The following is an 18,356-nucleotide window of genomic DNA, read 5'->3' on the forward strand; positions in this document are numbered from 1 at the left end:
GCCTGTACTTACGGTTAGCGTAGCACCAGCACCAAGGGTTAGGTTGTGTGCATAAGCCACGCCCGAAGCAATAACAGGGTTATTAGCCGTAGCAGGTATGGTAATATCGCTTGCCGCTGTTGGCACTACGCCACCACACCAGTTAGTTGTAGTAGCCCAGGCAGTACTGGTAGCACCCGTCCAGGTATAGCATGGTGCCTGTACATTAAGTGTAAAATCTATAGTAGAGCCATAGCCAACATTGCCACAAGCAGGTGGGTTAGCGCTAGATCCCCATTGACCTCTTACCCTCATGCGATAGTTGCCGGTTGTAGTAGCAAGTGGTATGGTTATGCTTCCGGTTTTGGTAGCATTCGTGTTGTTTTGCGTAAATACTTTCTCAGTAGCATCGTCAAAAACAAGGTCATTGTTCCAGTCTATCCAAATGTTAACACCGTTTGTCCCGCCTACATAGGTAGTAGAGAAGTTAAAGCTACTGCCGGCATATTGCTGTATGGTTTGTGTGCTTAACTGGTACGATCCTGCCGGTTGAGATGATGCAGTATAACTTGCATTTTGTGTGCCCGCTGTAGTAGAGAACGCACTGATATAATCATCTGTATACGTAGTAGTAGGTACACAATAGCCTACAAACACACTGGTAGATGACCAGTCGCTGTAAGTGCCGCTTCCGCAATTAGTACGAACATATACATAATATGTAGTATCTATAGATAACGAAGAAACACTGAATGATGTGGCTGTAGTAGCTGTGCCATTAGTTACAGGAGTTCCTGCGGTTGTAGTAACCACATACTCGTATCCTACAGGTGTAATACCATTTGTAGGAGCAGTCCAGCTGGCGGTAAGCGTGGTGGCACTTACCGAAGCGGCAAGTCCGGTAGGGATATAACAGGTAGGGACAGGTATTACCGTAAATGTATAATCTTCCACTTCACCATAGTATCCTGCATCATATGAATCGTAAGTTACAGAGCACGCATTTGCAGGAGAACTGCTTCCATAATCAAGCATTATCCTCATGCGGTGGCTGCCCACTGTAGCGCCGGCCGGAACGGTAATTGTACCCGATGCGCTAGAATATATGTATGCAGCGCTTGTGTAAACTCTTTCGGTTGATGCAAATGTAAGGTCGTCGTTCCAGTCTACCCATATAGAGAAACCTGAACCGTAATATGAATCTACTGCGGCGCTGAAGTTTACAGTGCCACCCGGATACATAGATACTGCCTGTGAGGTATACGATGTATAACCCGTAGCCGAATATGAGGTATTGGTGTTGCTTATGTTTGCTGCACCCGCAGTCGTTGTAAAGCTGTTTATATAATCAGAATAAGTATCACTTGTAGGAACACAGTAACCTGTATAGAAGGTTGTTCCTGTCCATGAACTTGTAGGCATGTCTACTCCTCCGCAGACAGATCTTACCCATACATAATAGGTAGTGTTTGCGGTAAGTCCGGTTAAGCTTACTGATGTAGTTGCTACGTTTCCTGTTGGGGTGGTAGTATCAGTAGGAGCTGTGGCCGATGTACTGTAATAGTAATCATAACCTGAGCCAGGGTTAGATGTTGCAGCAGTCCATGATACGGTAGCAGCAGTGTATGATGCAATTGACGCAGTAACATCGGTAGGGGCAGTACAAGACGGTGCCAAATTTAAGCTGAAGTCGTCAAAGCTAAGATACCAAGGATCTGATGAGGCATTTACCCTTATAGCAAAGTAATATGTATCCGTTGTTGTAGGTGTAAAGTCTCTGTATACCTGTTGGTAGGTTGTAGAGGTGTTTACGCCCGATGTTGCAAACGAAGCTCCTAGTTGTGTGTTACCGGTGGCAGACTGCGCGGAGTTGTACATTATATCACCTGTCCAGCTTGCAGAGCCATCGCCGGCCCAGTAGAAGCTAAAGCGGTAGGTAGTGCCTGCAGTAAGGGCAAAGCCCGGGCTCCACACAAATTCGTTAGTTGCAGTCCATGCCTCTCTTAAGAAATTTGAACCCGAATATGCATCAGTATCATAAGAACTGCTGCTGTTAGTGGCTACCGTCCAGTCTGTGCCCGATTGTATAGACCAGCAGCTTGGCAGGGTAGTAGCACTGTCAAAATTCTCTGTCCAAGGTAACGATGTTATAGGAGGACATGGGGTAGTAAAGTTTGTGGTTCCGGCATTACTTGTAGTATAAGTGCTGTCGTAGTTAGCAGCATTCATTACTATAACTACACGTATATAATATGCTGTAGTTGCTGTAAGCCCTGTAATACTTGTTGTTGTGCCTGTGCCTTTGTACACTGCATATGCGGCGGCGTCTCCCTGGTAGGCTGTACCCGGTACGCTAAAGTCAGCACTTGCGGTATAAGCGTCAGGACCGTAGGTAGGCGTACCTGCTGTAATAGACGAACCTTGTTTTGCAAACACTAATACGGTGTGCCTTGCCGGGTCAAATGTAGCTGGTAGTGTCCAGCTTAATGATGCCGAAGACGTAGTTGAACCCGTAAGCGTTACTGCTGTTGCGGCAGCAGGGCGTGTAGCGTAGTTAAGCGTAGGTACAGTGCCATCGGTTTTAAAATCGATGTTTGTACCGCTGTTTGTATACGTATAGTTACTTATATAGTACATGGTACCTGCTGTTCCTGCGGTAAGCTGGCCTGTAGCGGTTGTAGCTCCTGAAATTTTCTTAGAAGCCGGCAGCGCAGCCAGTGTAGTATCGGCAGCATCTGTACCGTCTACCGGAGCGGCAGGGGTAGAGGTGTTTCCTTTTAATGAGTAACCGTCTGGCAGTACTGTTCCTGTAGCTGCTGTCCATGTAGTGGTTATGGCAGTTGTTGTGGCTGCGCTAACCGCAAAGTTTGTAGCGTAGTTTGTAGGCTCAGTTTTAAGGGTGCTAAAGTTTACAGCCGTACTCCAGTCTGAGGTGTTTCCGCTGCCACAGTTGCTGCGTAAGTATACTGAATACGTTTGGCCGGCCGAAAGTCCGGTTGCGGTATCAGTAACCGTTGGGGCAGTAGTGCTACCCGAAGCGGCAAGCCCTGTGCTGCCGCTTCCTGCAGCGCCAGATGAACGCACTTCATATTCGTATGTAGCCGGTGTGCCTTGTGTAGGTGCCGTCCACGAAATTGTAGCTGCGGTTAACTGCGGAGAAACAGTAATACCCGTAGGAGGGAAACACGTAGGGGTTAACTTTAATTGAAAATCGTCTACGCCTAAATACCATGGTGTGCTGTTTGACGATACTTTTACGGCAAAGTAGTAAGTGCCCGATGTAGTAGGTACAAAAGTCCTGGTTACAAGGGTATAGCTTGCAGATGAAGTGGTGCCCGATGAAATAAATGACGAGCCCAGGGTAGTAGCCCCAGTTGAAGACGAAGTAGTGTTGTATACTACATCTCCGGTCCATCCGGTATATCCGTCACCTGCAAAATAGAATGAGAAATCATATGAGGTTCCTGCCGTAAGCTGGAAGCCCGGAGTCCATAGGTACGATGCTGTTGTATTACTGTACGCAATGGTTTGGTAATACGTACCTGTCCTTGGGTTGTGATATGAATAACTGGCGGCGTTAGATGCGTACCACGCATAAGTACCGGTTTCGTTTTTCCAGCACGAAGCTACTACACCCGCACCTGTGGTGGTAAGCGATTCAAAACCGTCTGTCCAGGGGAATGAAGTAATCACATCACATAGTGTTGTAAAGCTGCCTGCTATAGACCAGTTTGATTTTATAGAAGTGTCGCATACTGAGCGTACCCATACATAATAAGTGGTGTTGCCCGAAAGGCTGCTTAAGCTTGTGCTTACTACACCCGCTGCTGTAGTACCCGAAACGGTAACGCCCGCTGCCGGAGTGGCAGATGAAGTGCTGTAGTAATATTCATATCCGTTTGCAGGAGCCGAAGGTGAAGCCGTCCAGCTTACTGTAGCAGAGTTGTTTGTTACTGCTGATGAAACTACAGCTGTAGGTTCTGAACAGGTGGGAATTGTTTCTACAACAAAATTATCGATATGGAAATCAATATCAGGAGTTGTAGAGCTTGTTGTTCCTACAAAAGCAATTTTTATGGTACCGCTATACGGCAGTGTTATAATTTCTGTTGTTCCGGTGTTGCTGTAAGTTGCTGCTCCGGTATACGTTTTTATCGTATTGGCACTAGACCATGTAGTACCACCATCGGTAGAAACAATAACCCTTAAAATATGCGAGCCCAAAGTAGACTGTGCCGTAGTGGTGTTGTATGCTGTTACAGCATAGCTGTACGATAGCCTGTACAAGCCCGATGTGCTGCCCAGGTCTATAGGAGGAGAAATAAGCCAGTCTCCGGTGTATGTAGAGTACAGGTTTATTTTTGCCCCAATGTTACTGCCTGTGTTTGCAAAACCTGTAGAAGCGAGCCATTTTGATGTTCCATAAGTTAGTGTAGAGCTTGTGCTTACAGCTCCTTTAGCTTCGCTCCAGCATGACGGTGGGGTATCTGTGGCGCTGTATGTAGCAAAAGTTTCAGCTGCGGTAGGTGCAGCTAAAGCCGCACATGCCGTGGTAAAACTTCCGCCATTGGTACTGCCGGTACAGCTTCCGTTTGTGGCTACTACCTGGTAGTAGTACAGTGTGTTTGCTGCAAGCCCTGTAACTGCATAAGCAGAAGTTGCGTTAGCAAAACTTGCAACAAGGGTGCTGTAACCTGAATTAGAATATATGTTTACGGTATAGCTAATTGCGCCATAGCTGCCGCCTGCCGCAGAGGCTGTCCAGCTTACTGTGGCACCACTGCTTGTAATACTTGCTACTGATAGCGCTGTAGGTGCTGCCGCACAGGTAACTGCGCTGGTGTTTACACTTGCTGTGGCATATACCGGTCCGCCCGTACAGGTTCCGCTGTTATAGCTGTATACAAATACATAATATTGTGTGTTAGATGTAAGGCTGCTTAGCGTAAATGTAGTAGCCGTGCCCGCATAGCCCACGGTGCCTCCGCCCAGGGCTGTGCCTGTGGTATAGCTGGTGCCATTTACCGGTGCTGCACTAAGTGTAGCCGATGTGCTGTACACTACAATATAACCCGTAGGAGCTGTAGCTGGTGCTGTTATAGTACCCGGTATGGTGGTAGTGGTTACCGTACCTGCTGCAACACTTGCTGCCGCAGATGGAGCGGTACAAGGCGAAGCCATTATACCGTCAAATTCGTCGGCGCCTATATCCGGGGCTGTACCGCCTCCGTTAGAGTTTGTAGGACCCGGCCTGGTTTCGCCATCATAGTCGGTGCTAATACCGGTAGTACCCGCAGCGATACCGGCTGATTCCAGTACGCCGTTACCCGATGTGTTCAGGTGTAAATCTGTAGACGATATAAATGACGGAAGCACATTTTTACTTGCCCCGTCTTTAGATGTAGCCGTTTGCCAGTCGCTCAGGGTAGTCCTGTTTGCGGTATAATAGCCTATTTTACCGGTAGGTACATAATAGTTGTTATTGTTTACCGAAGCCGATGATATACTCGCAGTGTTATATACATATATACCCATAGCGTTAGTACTTGCTATGGTGTTTATAATAATGTTGTTTCGTAACGATGCTAATGTGGCACCTGTAGCACCCGATGCAAGGTATATGGTGTTTGATGCAGGGTTGCTGGTTGAACCGGTAGTGTTAGCCACCTGTAGTGCCACTGTGTTATGGTCTACATAATAGCCTGTAGCACTACTGTAAAACCAAATACCGTAGTTGACAAATGCGGTTGTGTTTGCGGTACTATAGTTTGATGCTACCATATCACGTATAATGTTGTTACGGATATAGCCTAAAGTATTGTTTGTACCCGCAGAAACATATATACCCGCACCTGCATATCCGCCGGTACTTGGCTGGCTTACATCGTGTATGTAGTTGTTTTCTATAACCACACCATAGTTTGATGCAGCAATTTGTATACCTGCCACATTGTTTGAATAACCCGTGGCTGTAACACCTGCACGGATGTCGTTACCTCTTATAATAGCACTGGTTTGCGCAGCGCTTGTAGAGGTGTTTGACAGATATATGGCATTTTGGCCAATACTTGTAGCATCAGCAAAAGTTCCGCTTACCGGCGTGCTAAAGGTATTGTTAAGTATCTGCAGGCCGGTAAGTGGGTACGTAGCACTGAACCCTGCACCATATATACCTTGCCAGCACCTGGTAATGTTGTTGTTTTGTATTACAGTGTTTGTACTGCTGTAGGCACCAAGGTTGGCACTTATATTAGCAGTACCATTTGTAAATACAATACCGTAGTTTGTGTTGGTATCAGTAGCTGAGCTTCTTGCACCAACAATAATACAGTTTTTAATGGTAATGTTGTCTGCACCGTCTGTTCCTGTTGTAGAATTTGAAGACAGCCTTATAACAGCAGGACCATTTGTGGCAGTAGATGTAGCACACTGTATGGTAAGGTCTTTAGAAGACGTGCCGTTTGCACTACCATCTATGGTTACATTATCTGCACCTACAAATTCCAGTATACCCCTGTTATTTGTGGGAGTTGCGGCAGAGTTGATTACTATGCCCGAACTTCCCGGTTTAATAAGGATGCTGGTGTAGGACGACGGGCTACCGCTTTTAAGCAGCTGTACCGCTGTCGCAGGTTCAGTAGTGTTGGCCGTAACCGTAATGGTAATTGCCCCGGTGTGTGTACCGGCGTTAATGGCTGTAAAGGCAGCATTAACGGTAGCATACGTTTGGGAGGTTGTACCACCGGTGGCGGTAACACTAACCTGTGCCACGGCGGGCAGCAGGCCAAAGAGTAGAAATGCTGCTAACAGCACAAACCGTACGTGGGTTGTAAGGCCAGATGTAAAATCTACAGCCTTAGAACCACACCTTTTTTTGGCAAAATTCTGGTCTTTTGCCAAGAGTGTGTAATTTTCTATCATCTATTTTTTCGTTAAGCAAACAAAAATAGATATTTAACAAATGCGTAACATTTTGTTATGCATTTTTACATTTTTATAACATTAGCGTCGTTGTAGTTGTGTTTTTTTCACTGTTAGTCGCTGTTCAGATGTTAATTTTGTCATAAATTTATATTAAATGGCAAAATTCTGTAACAGCTTTTGTGATTTTTAAAGATGTATGTGTGTGTTTTTCACTGAAATAACTTAATAAGTGCACAAATTTAACAAATAACCTGATCTGAAGCATTCAAATATTCTTTTTAAACCAGCTTGTTATTTACGAAACAAATATTGTGTTGTTTTGTGAATTTTTTATTTTCATCATAATCGAATTTTGATTAATCAGAAGGGTTGGTTTTTGTAGGCGTTGATGGTTTTTTGTAGGATTATTATATGGGGTGGGTAAATGCGTTTTCCTACTATATGCTTATATAAAAAATGCAGCCCTAAAGCTGCATTTTTGTTGTTATGGGTTTAGTACCTTAAACCGTGCTTTGAGCACCTCGGGTCCTCCGGTAGACATGTCTACGGCGTGCAGGTAGGCAATTTCGTCCTTACCTTCTTTCAGCCCTTCTATAACGTGGTCTACAAACCCCGATACCGGCGGGAAGTTGTTGTGTATGCCCACGCCGCCCAGATCAGTATTCAGTGCCGGCGGAATCAGCTCTATAACCTCTATGCCTTTTTTGTTCAGTATATAACGTGTACTCAGCGTATACGAATGGAAAAATGCCTTGGTAGCGCTATACACCGCTATAGGCGAAGCCGGTACAAAAGCCAGTCCGCTGGTTACATTCACCAATGTTTTCAGGCCCGGCAGGTTACTAAACAATTGGGTAAGATGAATGGGAGCTATTACATTAGTGGTAATTTCGGCTTCGGCGCGGGCCAGGTAGTTTTCATCGTCCAGGCCCATCCAGTTTTGTATCCCGGCATTGTTTATAAAGGTATCCAGGTCGGGGTGGTTTTCGGTTACCCAGTTAAACAAAGCTGCGCGTTCGGCCTCAAGGCTCAGGTCGCATACTTTGGCTATAATGTTTGGGTGGCTTTCTTCGGCTTTGGCCAAAACATCGGCGCGCCTGCCGCTTACAATTACGGTATTGCCCATTTCGGCAAAGCGTTCGGCAAGGGCAAGACCGATGCCACTGCCTCCTCCGGTGATTAAAATTTTACTGTTTGATAGTTGCATAATATTGAATTGTTATTGTTGATGCAAGGCGTATACAAAGTGTACTCAAAGTGTGCTCAAAGTGTGCGCATTGTTGCTGCTTTGTATACGCTTTGTATACACATTGTTGTTACTGCAAAGTTGCGACAAAGTAAACGCCTGTTGTTTGCAAAGTTCAATCCAATAGTTGCAAAAATCAAATCCGGGTTACTGGCGGTATGTTGCCGGAGAAAGGGTGGTTTCCTTTTTAAAGAAATTACTAAAATGAGCCACTTCTTCAAATCCTAATGAGTAGGCTATCTCGCTTATGTTCCAGTCGGTTTGTCGCAATAGTATTTTAGCCTCCTGCAATACCCGGCTTTTTATAAGTGCCGTAGTGGTGTGCCCGGTTTGTTCTTTAAGCACTTTATTCAGGTGGTTTACGTGTACCGAGAGCCTTCCTGCAAAGTCAGACGCGGTGCGCAGGGCTATCTTTTGCCCCGGCGCCGCTATGGGAAACTGCCGCTCCAGCAGCTCAGTAAAAATAGACGCCACACGGGTTCCCGATGTATTGCCGGTATACAGCGTGGTATCGGGTTGCAGCTTTTGCCCGTAGTGAATAAGCTCCAGCAGGTAGTTGCGCAGCAGGTCGTACTTATAGGTGTAATCGCCGCTCAGTTCGTTATACATTTTACTGAATAACTGCTCTACTTCAGTGGCTTGTGCATCGGTAAGGTTAAATACCGGGTAACCGCCCGGGGTGAATATAGGCAACTCATCCAGCAGCAATCCGGTTTTGCCTTTGGCCAAAAACTCATCGGTAAATATACAGAAAAACCCGTCCTGGTTTTCGTCCATAGGCAGCCAGTGGTAGGGCACGCGGGGGGTGGCAAACAGCAGTGCGTACTTGTCTATCTCTATTTGCTTATCGGCATACTCGGCGCGGTTACGGCCCTTTATAAAACTTATTTTATAGTACAGCCTGCGGTTGTAGGGCATAAAGGGTTTTTCGCGGTAGCGTGCCACCATTTCGCCTACATTAAACACGTTAAAATGGCCTATGTCCTTGCTGATGCCTTCGGGTAGCAGGCCTCCGCCGGCACCGCCGCCTTTATATATTTCCTTATCATAAAATTGCTCGAGTGTGGTAGCTTCCATAGCTGCTGTAGTTTGTTAAAAACAAATGTACGAAATTTTGCCAATGATACTATTTTCCAAAATCACACACCATTTTTTGGTGTTACAATGCATTTACATAGCGTCAACAATGAGTGAACAAAGTGTATGCAAAGTGTGTACAAAGTGTCAACTTTATATCGACAAAGCGTATACAAAGCATATACAAAGCATATACAGCAGTCCTACATTAGTATCCTTATTAACCGCTAAAATGTATGTTGAAATTCTTACAAATCAGACTGCTCTTTTCCAGGTGGTTTACAATTCATTTGCACCCAAAAATGAACCCGATGACTGAAAACTGTTTTCCTTAAGATTCGCTTCAGAAAAATTTAAACAGTAAAATCGGCATGCTTTCTGTTTTTAATTCCCTGAAAAACACCTTACCGATGAAAACACTGTTTAAAAAATACCTGCTAACCAAGGCTCCTTTTACTGAGGGCGAACTGCAAACGCTGCTGAGCGCCGGACAGATAAAGCATTATGCCAAGGGAGATACCATTTTTGTACAGGGCAACTACTGGAACTTTAACGGATTTGTGTGCAGCGGGCTGGTATGTACCGTACAGGAAGAGGGCGTGCAGCGCGGTGTGGTTTCTTTTGCGGGTGAGAATTACTGGGTGGGCGATCGCCGAAGCCTGCTAACAGATACGCCCATGCCACATACCGCCGTGGCGCTGGAGGATACTACGGTGCTGCTTATCCCTCACGCTGATTTTGAACAGTTGCGCGTACTGGTGCCCGCCTTTAACGATGTGGTGTATACCCTGGTACAAAATGCGGTACAGGATGCCCGCAGGCATATTTGTGCCGGTACGGTAATGAGCGATACCGAACGCTATACCACCTTTTGTGCCGAAAGGCCTGGACTGGCACAGCGTATACCCGCCCCCATACTGGCATCGTACCTGAAAATGAGTACCGAAAACCTCCTAAAAGCCATGGATGATGAGTATCCCGTCTTTGGGATAAAAGGGATGCAACAGGTTTCGGCGTAGGAGCTTGTTTGTGGTTATCTGTTGTTGGTTTTTTCTTTCAGGAGTGATGATGCTAAAAACATTACACACAGCATATTGATTAAAAAAAGGTAAAAGCCGTATTTTATTTGCCACCAATACTTTAGTTCGTGGCAAAAATAATGCAGCACTACCGAAAGCAGCAACAGGCCAATATTTACCAAAGCAAGTTTCCGTACTGCCCTGTATTTTGATTGGAATGCTTTTATTACCATGAATGCTGAAACCAGTATCATTAGGGTGTACGATAGGAAAAAATAGGTGGCAATTGAGAGTAGATCTGGAAAATCCCCAAACAGACAATATGCCAACTCATAGGCGTTATTACTCTCTTTATTGTAAAAGAATGAATCCCGGTTTGCCTCGTTTACAGGCTCAGGAAATGCAGAGCTTTGTGTTACCGTAGCGGTGTCCTGCAAAGCTATCGTATCTACAACCACGGCATTACCTGTTGTAGGTTCAGCAGCCTCTGTCTCCGAAGGATAACGCATAGAATGGCTGCACATTTGCACAAAGGGCAGCATAAAAATCAGGAAGCTGGCAAGGGTAAGGACACGGATAATGGCTGGTTTCATATACGGTTGGGGTTTAAGGTTGTATATAAAAGACTGCTGTTTGCGCTGAATGTTACATAGTATAGGCATTTTAAACGTTCTTTCCCACCCCGCCCGCTGTGGCGCGCACCCCTCCGAAGGAGGGGAATGCCACTCTGCGTATTGGGTGCTATTATTCCCCTCCTTCGGAGGGGTGCCCGCAGGGCGGGGTGGGTACATGTTAAAAAGCTGCTATGCCGGCTGGTGTTCGTCGCCAAAATCTATTTCATTTATTAAAGACCCATCCTCAGCCCATTCTTTTAGTAATCCGTAAGGCCTATTATAGCTTATAAAATTTTCTTCTTGAATCTGACCACTATCATAATATAGTGCACACCTTCCATGTCTGCTTCCGTTAAGTACTGCGATTTCACCTATTAAGATTCCGTCACTATTATATTCAACAATAACTCCACTAAATGGCTTGTTATTATAATAATACACATTTCCTCCTCCATAATCAATGGAGTTAATTTCGATTTCATCAAAGTTTACAATCATAAATATTTGTACAAGTTTTCATACTCGATAGCACGGATTTACTTCGTCAGTTCGGGCAAGCCCTCGGGTGCAATCCGTGCTTTTACGTTTATTAGGCGCAGATCACAGATCGGTTCCATTGGGGATACAAACATTGTTTCCCACCCGCCCGCCGCGGCGGGGTGGGGTTTATAATTGTTTTGCAAGAAATTGAGAACATCTGTCCGGAGGGCTTGCCTTCAATAGCGCTTATTTGTAATCCATGCTTTTACGTTTATTAGGCTGGGATTTGCAAATCCGCACCATCAGGTAGTCATTTTATTTAAGTCTTTCAATCGTATCATTATAACGATGGATATGATATGACCAGTCTTTTTCAGGAAATAATAAAGGTAATGTCTTGACAGCAACTCTCATGTCATCCAATACCTGATCTAATCTTGGAATTTCTTTAACAATATCAATATAAAAATATTGCCAGCCTTTGAAACCATAGTTTTCAAATAAAAGTTCCATATATTTATAATAATCAAAATCTAGTTTTACATACCATTCTCCACCTCCATTAAAGAAAGCTACTGGCGGCGGAAAATTACCTTCTTCTTTTATAAAACAGCCTCTTAAGCTATCATCAACACCCATAGGCAAACGTTCAAACCAGCCTAATGTTTGAGAATAGTCTTCATCACTTTTTATATTGATTGTATTCTTAAAATAATCTGTTGGTAAGATTAGCGCGTCTGTAATACCATTGAATACAAAACCTCCTTTTAAGACAACATCTGGTAACGACAGCAAACTTCTCCAACTTATTGCGGTACTTGCCAAATCAAAAGATTCAATATCTTTATCCTTAAGTTTGATATTTGCGAAATCAAGAATAGCTTCTTTTTCATCTAAAAAAATCTCTTCGGGAAATCCTCCAACTGCTTTTTTGGTATAATCTTCTACTAATTCTATACTTACATTACTTTCTAGCTCTTTAAGACACTTAAGGTAATTATTCGTTATCATATGGTTTTAATTTCTAGGTTTGGATTTGTCATCAAAGTTATTCTAAGTGTTCTAACTTCCGAAGCTAAATTAGTAACCCCAATAGCGCAGATTTACTTCGTCAGTTCGGGCAAGCCCTCGGGTGCAATCCGTGCTTTTACGTTTATTAGGCACGGATCTCAGATCCGCGCCAGCAGGGCGGGGTGGGGTTTATAATTGTTTTGCAAGAAATTGAGAACATCTGTGCAGGGGGCTTGCCTTCGATAGCGCTTATTTGTAATCCATGCTTTTAGCGTGATTTTATATAAATGTTATTAGTCAATTGTTAAGTATAAAGGATTGTTTGCCTCTATACATTCATCAATAATTTTTAGCATATTAAAATAGCCATACAAAAGACTGTCAGTTTTTCTATTATTTCTTAAATCTAATAAAATTATTTGATTTAGGATTTCAACTTCAAATCCTGAATCTGAAACCATTCTTTCATTTAAAAGTTTTTTAACTTCTTCTTCGAAGAATGATTTTAAGGATTTAATTTCGTATACATTGAGGGGAATATCAATAATATTTTTCTCATTTACTTTATTAGGAATAACTTTTTTAAGTATTTCTAGCAAAATCTCTTGTAAAATACCTTCATTATACCCCCAAATCTTACTATTTAGTTTTTTCTTATGTAAAGTTTGAGAATTTAACCCTTCAATTTTAACCCCTGATAAAATAATCCAGTTACCGTTAAATATCTGATTAGCCATAATAATTAATAAAATGTTACAATAACTTCATTTATAGATGGAGTAAATTCTCAAATCAACACATCCACAAATTAACAAATCCACCAAAAAACTAATCCCTCTCCTCCAGCACTTTTATCATCCTGAAGGATTTCAGCAGGTGGATAAGCCCCGGAATAATCAGCGCCCCGCCTATGATAAGGCTTCCGCCCAAAACATCCATAACGCGCTCAGGAGCCGTGTGGTTCAGCAGGCTTATGGGACCTTGTTTTGTAATGATAAGGTTAGGGAAGTGCGTACCTATGGCGGCAAACAATATAAGCAACACCTGAAGCCCGGCCAGGAACCTGCTCCAGATAACGCGCCCTATGCGGATTACCTTCCACAGCGGGTACAGCAGTATGCCCGATAGTGCCACGGCACCTATAGCCAGCGGATTGGTTATAAACTCATTGGTAAACTCATTGCCCTGTACATAACCTATAAGTATGGTGGCAAAGCCAATGACCACCACAGCAATAATAGCCACGGCAGCCTTGCGCATGTACATACGCTTTTCGTAATCCTTTGCTTCGCCTATCAGGAACGTAGCCGCAAGGAACACGCACAGTGCACTAAAAAAGAAGCCCGTAAACAACGGAAACGGCTGTAACCACGGGTGAATGTACAGTTCTACAAACGAAGCATTGGGTGCCTGCTCTAAAGTCTGTACATCGCCGTTAAGTAAAGCGCCAAAGGTCATGCCAAGGAAGATGGGCGTAACCAGGCAACTGAACTCAAACATACGGTCGTACAGGTTTTGGGTATGGTCTTTAATAGCATCGTAATGACGGAACACAAACGCCACACCACGCAGGGTAATGCCCAGCAATATCAGCGTAAGCGGAATGTGCATATAAATGATTACCACGTTATAAAACTCCGGAAAGCCTATCCACAGTACCACAATGAGGATGATGATCCAAATGTGGTTTGCCTCCCACACCGGTCCCATAACACTGTACACGGTTTTTTTGATGCTCTTTTTATGGTCGGGTCCGCTAAACAGCTCCAGGGTACCCGCACCAAAATCGGCACCACCCAGCAGCACGTAAAGGAAAAACGAAAGGACTACAAATAATAATACTACGTATAACATGGCTTAGGCAGTTTGCTGGTTCAACACTTTAATCTGGCGCGCCATAAGCCAACCCACCGCTACGGTAAGCACGCTGTAGAGCACTATGTACATATAAAAACTGTACACCATGCCGGGCATGGGCGTTACGGCCTCTTTGGTGCGCATAACGTTATGTATAATCCACGGCTGGCGGCCTACTTCGGTTACAATCCACCCTGCTTCAAGCGCCAGGAAACCTATGGGAGCCATTATGGCAAAAAACAGCCAGTAGCGTGCATTGCCCTGCCATGATTTCTTTTTAAGGCTGATAAGGAAGATAACGGCGGCAAAAGCCAGCAGTCCGCCCAGGCTTACCATGACCTGGAAGGCATAGTGCGTAATGGCTACCGGCGGATGGTCTTCTTCAGGGAAATCGTTCAAACCTTTTACTTCAGCGTCAAAATCATCAAAGGCCAGGAACGACAGCATTTTTGGGATTTCTATTTTATGGGAAACCGTTTTGTTCTTTTCGTCCACGATACCGCCTATATACAACGGCGCGCCCTTTTCGGTTTCGTAATGCGCCTCTAAGGCAGCAAGCTTTACGGGTTGGCGGTGGGCAATGTCCTTAGCGGAAAGGTCGCCACTCAGGGGTTGCAGCAGCGCCGCTATGGCACCAAACACTATGGCTATGTTAAACGCCGTTTTGTGTACCAGCGTGTTTCGGCCTTTGTAAATCTGCCATGCGTGGATGCCCGCTACTGCAAACGATGTGGCGGCAAAGGCGGCAAGCGTCATGTGGAGCGCCTGGCTGAACCACGCATCGTTCATAAAGGCTTTTACAGGGTCTATGTTGAGGAACTGCCCGTTTACGTAATCGAACCCGGCGGGACTGTTCATCCAGCTGTTTGCCGACACCACCAGTATGCCCGAGGTTATCCCCGAAATACCTACGATAATCCCCGTAATGAGGTGAAAACGCTCGGGTATCTTGTTCCAGCCGTAGAGGTAAAAGCCCAGGGCTACGGCCTCTATAAAAAAGGCAGCGCCTTCCAGCGAAAATGGCATGCCTATGATGGGGCCAGCGTACTTCATAAAGCCCGGCCACAGCAGCCCCAACTCAAACGACAGCGCGGTACCCGATACGGCACCGGTGACAAAAAATATGGCCACGCCCTTTTGCCACGCCTTGGTAAGCGTAAGGTACTCGGGGCGGCGGGTGCGGAGGTATTTGGCATGGCTAAGCACCATAAAAAAGGGCATTACCATACCGATACAGGCAAATACTATGTGGAAAATGAGGGTGAATGCCATTTGCATTCGTGCGGCATCTAAATTATCCATTGGAGGAGGGGTTTAATTTAAGGCAGCATAAAGGTAGGGCACAAAACGATGCGATGGGAGGATTTTTTTATTGATTTTTTTGGAACACAGATAACACTGGTTTACATGATTTTCGCAAATTTTACAGGCATGAGTGAGCATTCCCCTTCCTCAGAGGGGTGTCCGCAAGGCGGGGTGGTTTTTTAATGTGTTTGTATTCGGCGTAACAAGCGATGGCGCGGATTTGCAAATCTGTGCTATCGGTTTGTGCAATGGAATAGTAATAGTATTGCAATAAACATTATTCTACCCAAATTTTATTGCTTGCAGTAAACTTGTATAAGCAAATATCATTTGCAAAGGCAATGATAAAGACCAAAATACAATGAAGTAAATTACTTAGTAGAAAGAGTGTAGCCGAGTTGCCAGACCTGGCAAAGCCGAAAGTAATAAAGATTAGATAAAGAATTTACTTCCTTTATAAATTTTATCATTTCTACGATAATAATTAAATCAAAAAAAGATAAAAATCACAAAAAGTAAACTTAAAAATTATCGTTAATGTTTACATTATCATAAATTTTGACATCAAAAAAATTAAGTCAGAAATCATATATGTGTACTAAATAAGTATTTTAGTACTCAAATTTTGATGGATATAGTATTAATACTAAGCAACGATTACCTTTAAAATAGAAAAACCAGGACTGGTACTCCCGGCTTTTCTGCTTGTTTAACTTCAAAACTGTGAAGCATGGAAGTTAATGTTATTATGGATTGGGGACTTGTTTTAGTCCACATTTTATTAATTGCTAAGCACGAACGTGACTATCATCGTGATAAAGGCAAAAAAAATTAAATTAAGGCCTCGCATTCTGCGGGGCTTTTTATTGGTACGTCTCAAATATAAATAGATTTTTTAATTAAACCAATTGCATCTCAACGATTACTTATGCATTTCAACGATTATTTGCTACACTTAGTCGAATATCTCTCATATTTGACAATGACTTTAACAATTATATCAAAAAAAAATTAAAGTTGTAATTTTTTTTCATTTTTATAAAAAAATTTCAGAACTAACAAATTCTATATTGTCGGTATGAAATTGGCAGCGTTAAATTACTTGCTCAGCTTAATATCCATATAGTTTAAAAGTAATTATGCTGTTTTTGAATGTTTGAAAAACACAAATTAAATTTGGCAGATAATTTACAAACAATTGAACATCACGGTAGCGAGAGCGGACGGGAGAGCGGCCGCATGGTAGACTTCTTGACCCAGATAGCGCGGATTTGTAACCCGTTCTTAATATAACAGCAACTAAACACTTAAACCATTTGATAGTCACTGATTATGAATCCGCGCCATCGATGCTACAGCCTCAAACGGTCGTGGGCTATGGGTTTGCATTGTTGCCGTTGAAATTCCACCCCTCCGGGGTTTACTAACGGACAAAATTCATGTTTCGAACACTAGTGATTGCAAATCCGCGCCATCGAAGCAGGGACGAAAAATTAATACTAATATCAGTCCTACTCCAGTCCAATCATGATAGCGCGGATTTGCAATCCGTGCTTAAAACATTATCTTTACAAAAACCAAACAACATTATGTCAACCAAATACAAGGCACCTACAACCGAGGAGGCTTATTTTGTTACCATTACTACGGTAGGTTGGGTAGATGTATTCACCCGGCTGAACCAAAAGTACAATATTATTGATTCCCTAAAATATTGCCAAAGCCACAAAGGGCTCGAAATTTACGCATACTGCCTTATGCCAAGCCATCTACACATGATTTGTAAGGCTACGAACGGTTTTATATTAGCCGATGTAATGCGGGATTTTAAAAAATTTACTTCTAAAAAAATCGTTGCTTCTATTATTAATGAACCTGAAAGCAGGAAAGAGTGGCTTTTACAATTTTTCCATGACGCATGCGGGCATTTAAAAAGGCCGCAACAGTATAAGGTTTGGCAAGATGGTTACCATGCTGAAATTGTACAATCTAACTGGTTTATAAAGCAAAAGGTAGATTACATCCATAATAATCCCGTTGAAGAAAAAATAGTTGCCAACCCCGAAGATTATTATTTCAGTTCGGCAAGGAACTATGCAGAATTGGATAATGATTTAGATGTGATATTACTGAACTTGTTTTAGTTTGACATAGTAAGGCACGGATTGCAAATCCGCGCCATCAAAGCAGGAATGTAAAATTAGCAGCCTTAATACACCTATTTCAGGCCAATCACGATAACGCGGATTCGCTTTGTCTGCTCGGGCATGCCCTCGGATGAAATCCGTGATTATTATAAAAGCAAACCCGATACCGTGGATATATAACTATTCAATAACAACATTGTATTTTTCATTATCATCATATGCTTCCGCTATAAAAATTGAAATCTGGTTATATTTATCTATTAAAGTTCCAATAGAGTAATCATTAATTTGTATATCATCTACAATAAATTTCAAAAAAAAGGCTCCTTTACACTGCAAAAATGTATCTAAACTTGATCCTACACCCCAAATTTGAGTTATATCCTGATCGTAAGGTAAATTTTCGAGAGAAGGGATAATTAAGTCATTTATAAAATCCACAACTTCAGAAAATAAATCTATAGAAATAAAAACTTCTTTATCGCTTGTTGAATCATCTATTGGTAATTCATAACCTAATTTATAATTGTATTCACTTTGAGTAGCTTTAAATAACAAAAATGCGGAATCTTGATTGATTGTGTAGGCATAATATAACAACACTCCGTAAAAATCAAAATTGAACATCACGAAATTACGGTAATCAAATTTTCTTGATAGTTCTAATCTTCTTGCCATTGTAATATGTTTAACCCAA

12 protein-coding genes are annotated in these 18,356 nt (G+C 43.1%); 2 read left to right on the forward strand and 10 right to left on the reverse strand.

Annotated features, from left to right (window positions below; genetic code table 11):
* The 3 genes from ACLI1A_RS08285 to ACLI1A_RS08295 form a co-directional block, all read right to left on the reverse strand.
* Positions 1-6,900 (reverse strand): fibronectin type III domain-containing protein (locus ACLI1A_RS08285; RefSeq protein WP_411408040.1); only part of this gene is annotated, 6,900 nt, incomplete at its 3' end.
* Between the two features lie 487 nt (positions 6,901-7,387).
* On the reverse strand, positions 7,388-8,110 hold the full coding sequence (locus tag ACLI1A_RS08290; RefSeq protein WP_411408042.1) for an SDR family oxidoreductase: 723 nt from the start codon (positions 8,108-8,110) through the stop codon (positions 7,388-7,390).
* 186 nt (positions 8,111-8,296) lie between these two features.
* Positions 8,297-9,226: a helix-turn-helix domain-containing protein gene (locus tag ACLI1A_RS08295; protein WP_411408044.1), complete on the reverse strand. Its 930-nt coding sequence runs from the start codon at positions 9,224-9,226 to the stop codon at positions 8,297-8,299.
* A 410-nt stretch (positions 9,227-9,636) separates the two neighbouring features.
* On the opposite strand from ACLI1A_RS08295, the gene ACLI1A_RS08300 reads away from it, so the two are divergent.
* On the forward strand, positions 9,637-10,245 hold the full coding sequence (locus ACLI1A_RS08300) for a Crp/Fnr family transcriptional regulator (RefSeq protein ID WP_411408046.1): 609 nt from the start codon (positions 9,637-9,639) through the stop codon (positions 10,243-10,245).
* Positions 10,246-10,259: 14 nt separating this feature from the next.
* On the opposite strand, the gene ACLI1A_RS08305 is transcribed toward ACLI1A_RS08300, so the two are convergent.
* From ACLI1A_RS08305 to ACLI1A_RS08330, 6 genes are all read right to left on the reverse strand, one after another.
* On the reverse strand, positions 10,260-10,838 hold the full coding sequence (locus ACLI1A_RS08305) for a hypothetical protein (RefSeq protein WP_411408048.1): 579 nt from the start codon (positions 10,836-10,838) through the stop codon (positions 10,260-10,262).
* A 210-nt stretch (positions 10,839-11,048) separates the two neighbouring features.
* Positions 11,049-11,357: a toxin-antitoxin system YwqK family antitoxin gene (locus tag ACLI1A_RS08310; RefSeq protein WP_411408050.1), complete on the reverse strand. Its 309-nt coding sequence runs from the start codon at positions 11,355-11,357 to the stop codon at positions 11,049-11,051.
* A gap of 297 nt (positions 11,358-11,654) precedes the next feature.
* Positions 11,655-12,350, reverse strand: a complete 696-nt coding sequence (locus ACLI1A_RS08315) for a hypothetical protein (RefSeq protein ID WP_411408052.1) — start codon at positions 12,348-12,350, stop codon at positions 11,655-11,657.
* Between the two features lie 293 nt (positions 12,351-12,643).
* Positions 12,644-13,087 carry a hypothetical protein gene (locus tag ACLI1A_RS08320; RefSeq protein ID WP_411408054.1) on the reverse strand — a complete coding sequence of 148 codons (444 nt, stop codon included), beginning with the start codon at positions 13,085-13,087 and terminating at the stop codon, positions 12,644-12,646.
* Positions 13,088-13,178: 91 nt separating this feature from the next.
* A complete protein-coding gene (locus tag ACLI1A_RS08325; protein ID WP_411408056.1) occupies positions 13,179-14,204 on the reverse strand; it encodes a cytochrome d ubiquinol oxidase subunit II in 1,026 nt (341 codons plus the stop codon).
* Between the two features lie 3 nt (positions 14,205-14,207).
* Entirely contained in the window at positions 14,208-15,509 is a 1,302-nt protein-coding gene (locus tag ACLI1A_RS08330) for a cytochrome ubiquinol oxidase subunit I (protein ID WP_411408058.1), read from the reverse strand.
* 1,592 nt (positions 15,510-17,101) lie between these two features.
* Between ACLI1A_RS08330 and ACLI1A_RS08335 the strand changes: the two genes are divergently transcribed.
* Positions 17,102-17,656 (forward strand): REP-associated tyrosine transposase, encoded by a 555-nt coding sequence (locus ACLI1A_RS08335; RefSeq protein ID WP_411408060.1) that lies wholly within the window; start codon positions 17,102-17,104, stop codon positions 17,654-17,656.
* A 183-nt stretch (positions 17,657-17,839) separates the two neighbouring features.
* Here ACLI1A_RS08335 and ACLI1A_RS08340 read toward each other — a convergent pair whose 3' ends face one another.
* The gene (locus ACLI1A_RS08340; RefSeq protein WP_411408062.1) at positions 17,840-18,337 is read right to left on the reverse strand and encodes a hypothetical protein; all 498 of its coding nucleotides are present in this window, start codon (positions 18,335-18,337) and stop codon (positions 17,840-17,842) included.
* Positions 18,338-18,356: the final 19 nt, after the last annotated feature.

The sequence above is a fragment of the Flavobacterium sp. RHBU_3 genome (assembly GCF_046613565.1).
In the GTDB taxonomy this organism is placed as follows: Bacteria; Bacteroidota; Bacteroidia; order Flavobacteriales; family Flavobacteriaceae; genus Flavobacterium.

Bases quoted from the DNA above. Each gene is read 5' to 3' on its own strand.
- ACLI1A_RS08290 (WP_411408042.1), bottom strand. From the start codon at position 8,110: ATGCAACTATCAAACAGTAAAATTTTAATCACCGGAGGAGGCAGTGGC.
- ACLI1A_RS08295 (WP_411408044.1), bottom strand. From the start codon at position 9,226: ATGGAAGCTACCACACTCGAGCAATTTTATGATAAGGAAATATATAAA.
- ACLI1A_RS08300 (WP_411408046.1), top strand. From the start codon at position 9,637: ATGAAAACACTGTTTAAAAAATACCTGCTAACCAAGGCTCCTTTTACT.
- ACLI1A_RS08305 (WP_411408048.1), bottom strand. From the start codon at position 10,838: ATGAAACCAGCCATTATCCGTGTCCTTACCCTTGCCAGCTTCCTGATT.
- ACLI1A_RS08310 (WP_411408050.1), bottom strand. From the start codon at position 11,357: ATGATTGTAAACTTTGATGAAATCGAAATTAACTCCATTGATTATGGA.
- ACLI1A_RS08315 (WP_411408052.1), bottom strand. From the start codon at position 12,350: ATGATAACGAATAATTACCTTAAGTGTCTTAAAGAGCTAGAAAGTAAT.
- ACLI1A_RS08320 (WP_411408054.1), bottom strand. From the start codon at position 13,087: ATGGCTAATCAGATATTTAACGGTAACTGGATTATTTTATCAGGGGTT.
- ACLI1A_RS08325 (WP_411408056.1), bottom strand. From the start codon at position 14,204: ATGTTATACGTAGTATTATTATTTGTAGTCCTTTCGTTTTTCCTTTAC.
- ACLI1A_RS08330 (WP_411408058.1), bottom strand. From the start codon at position 15,509: ATGGATAATTTAGATGCCGCACGAATGCAAATGGCATTCACCCTCATT.
- ACLI1A_RS08335 (WP_411408060.1), top strand. From the start codon at position 17,102: ATGTCAACCAAATACAAGGCACCTACAACCGAGGAGGCTTATTTTGTT.
- ACLI1A_RS08340 (WP_411408062.1), bottom strand. From the start codon at position 18,337: ATGGCAAGAAGATTAGAACTATCAAGAAAATTTGATTACCGTAATTTC.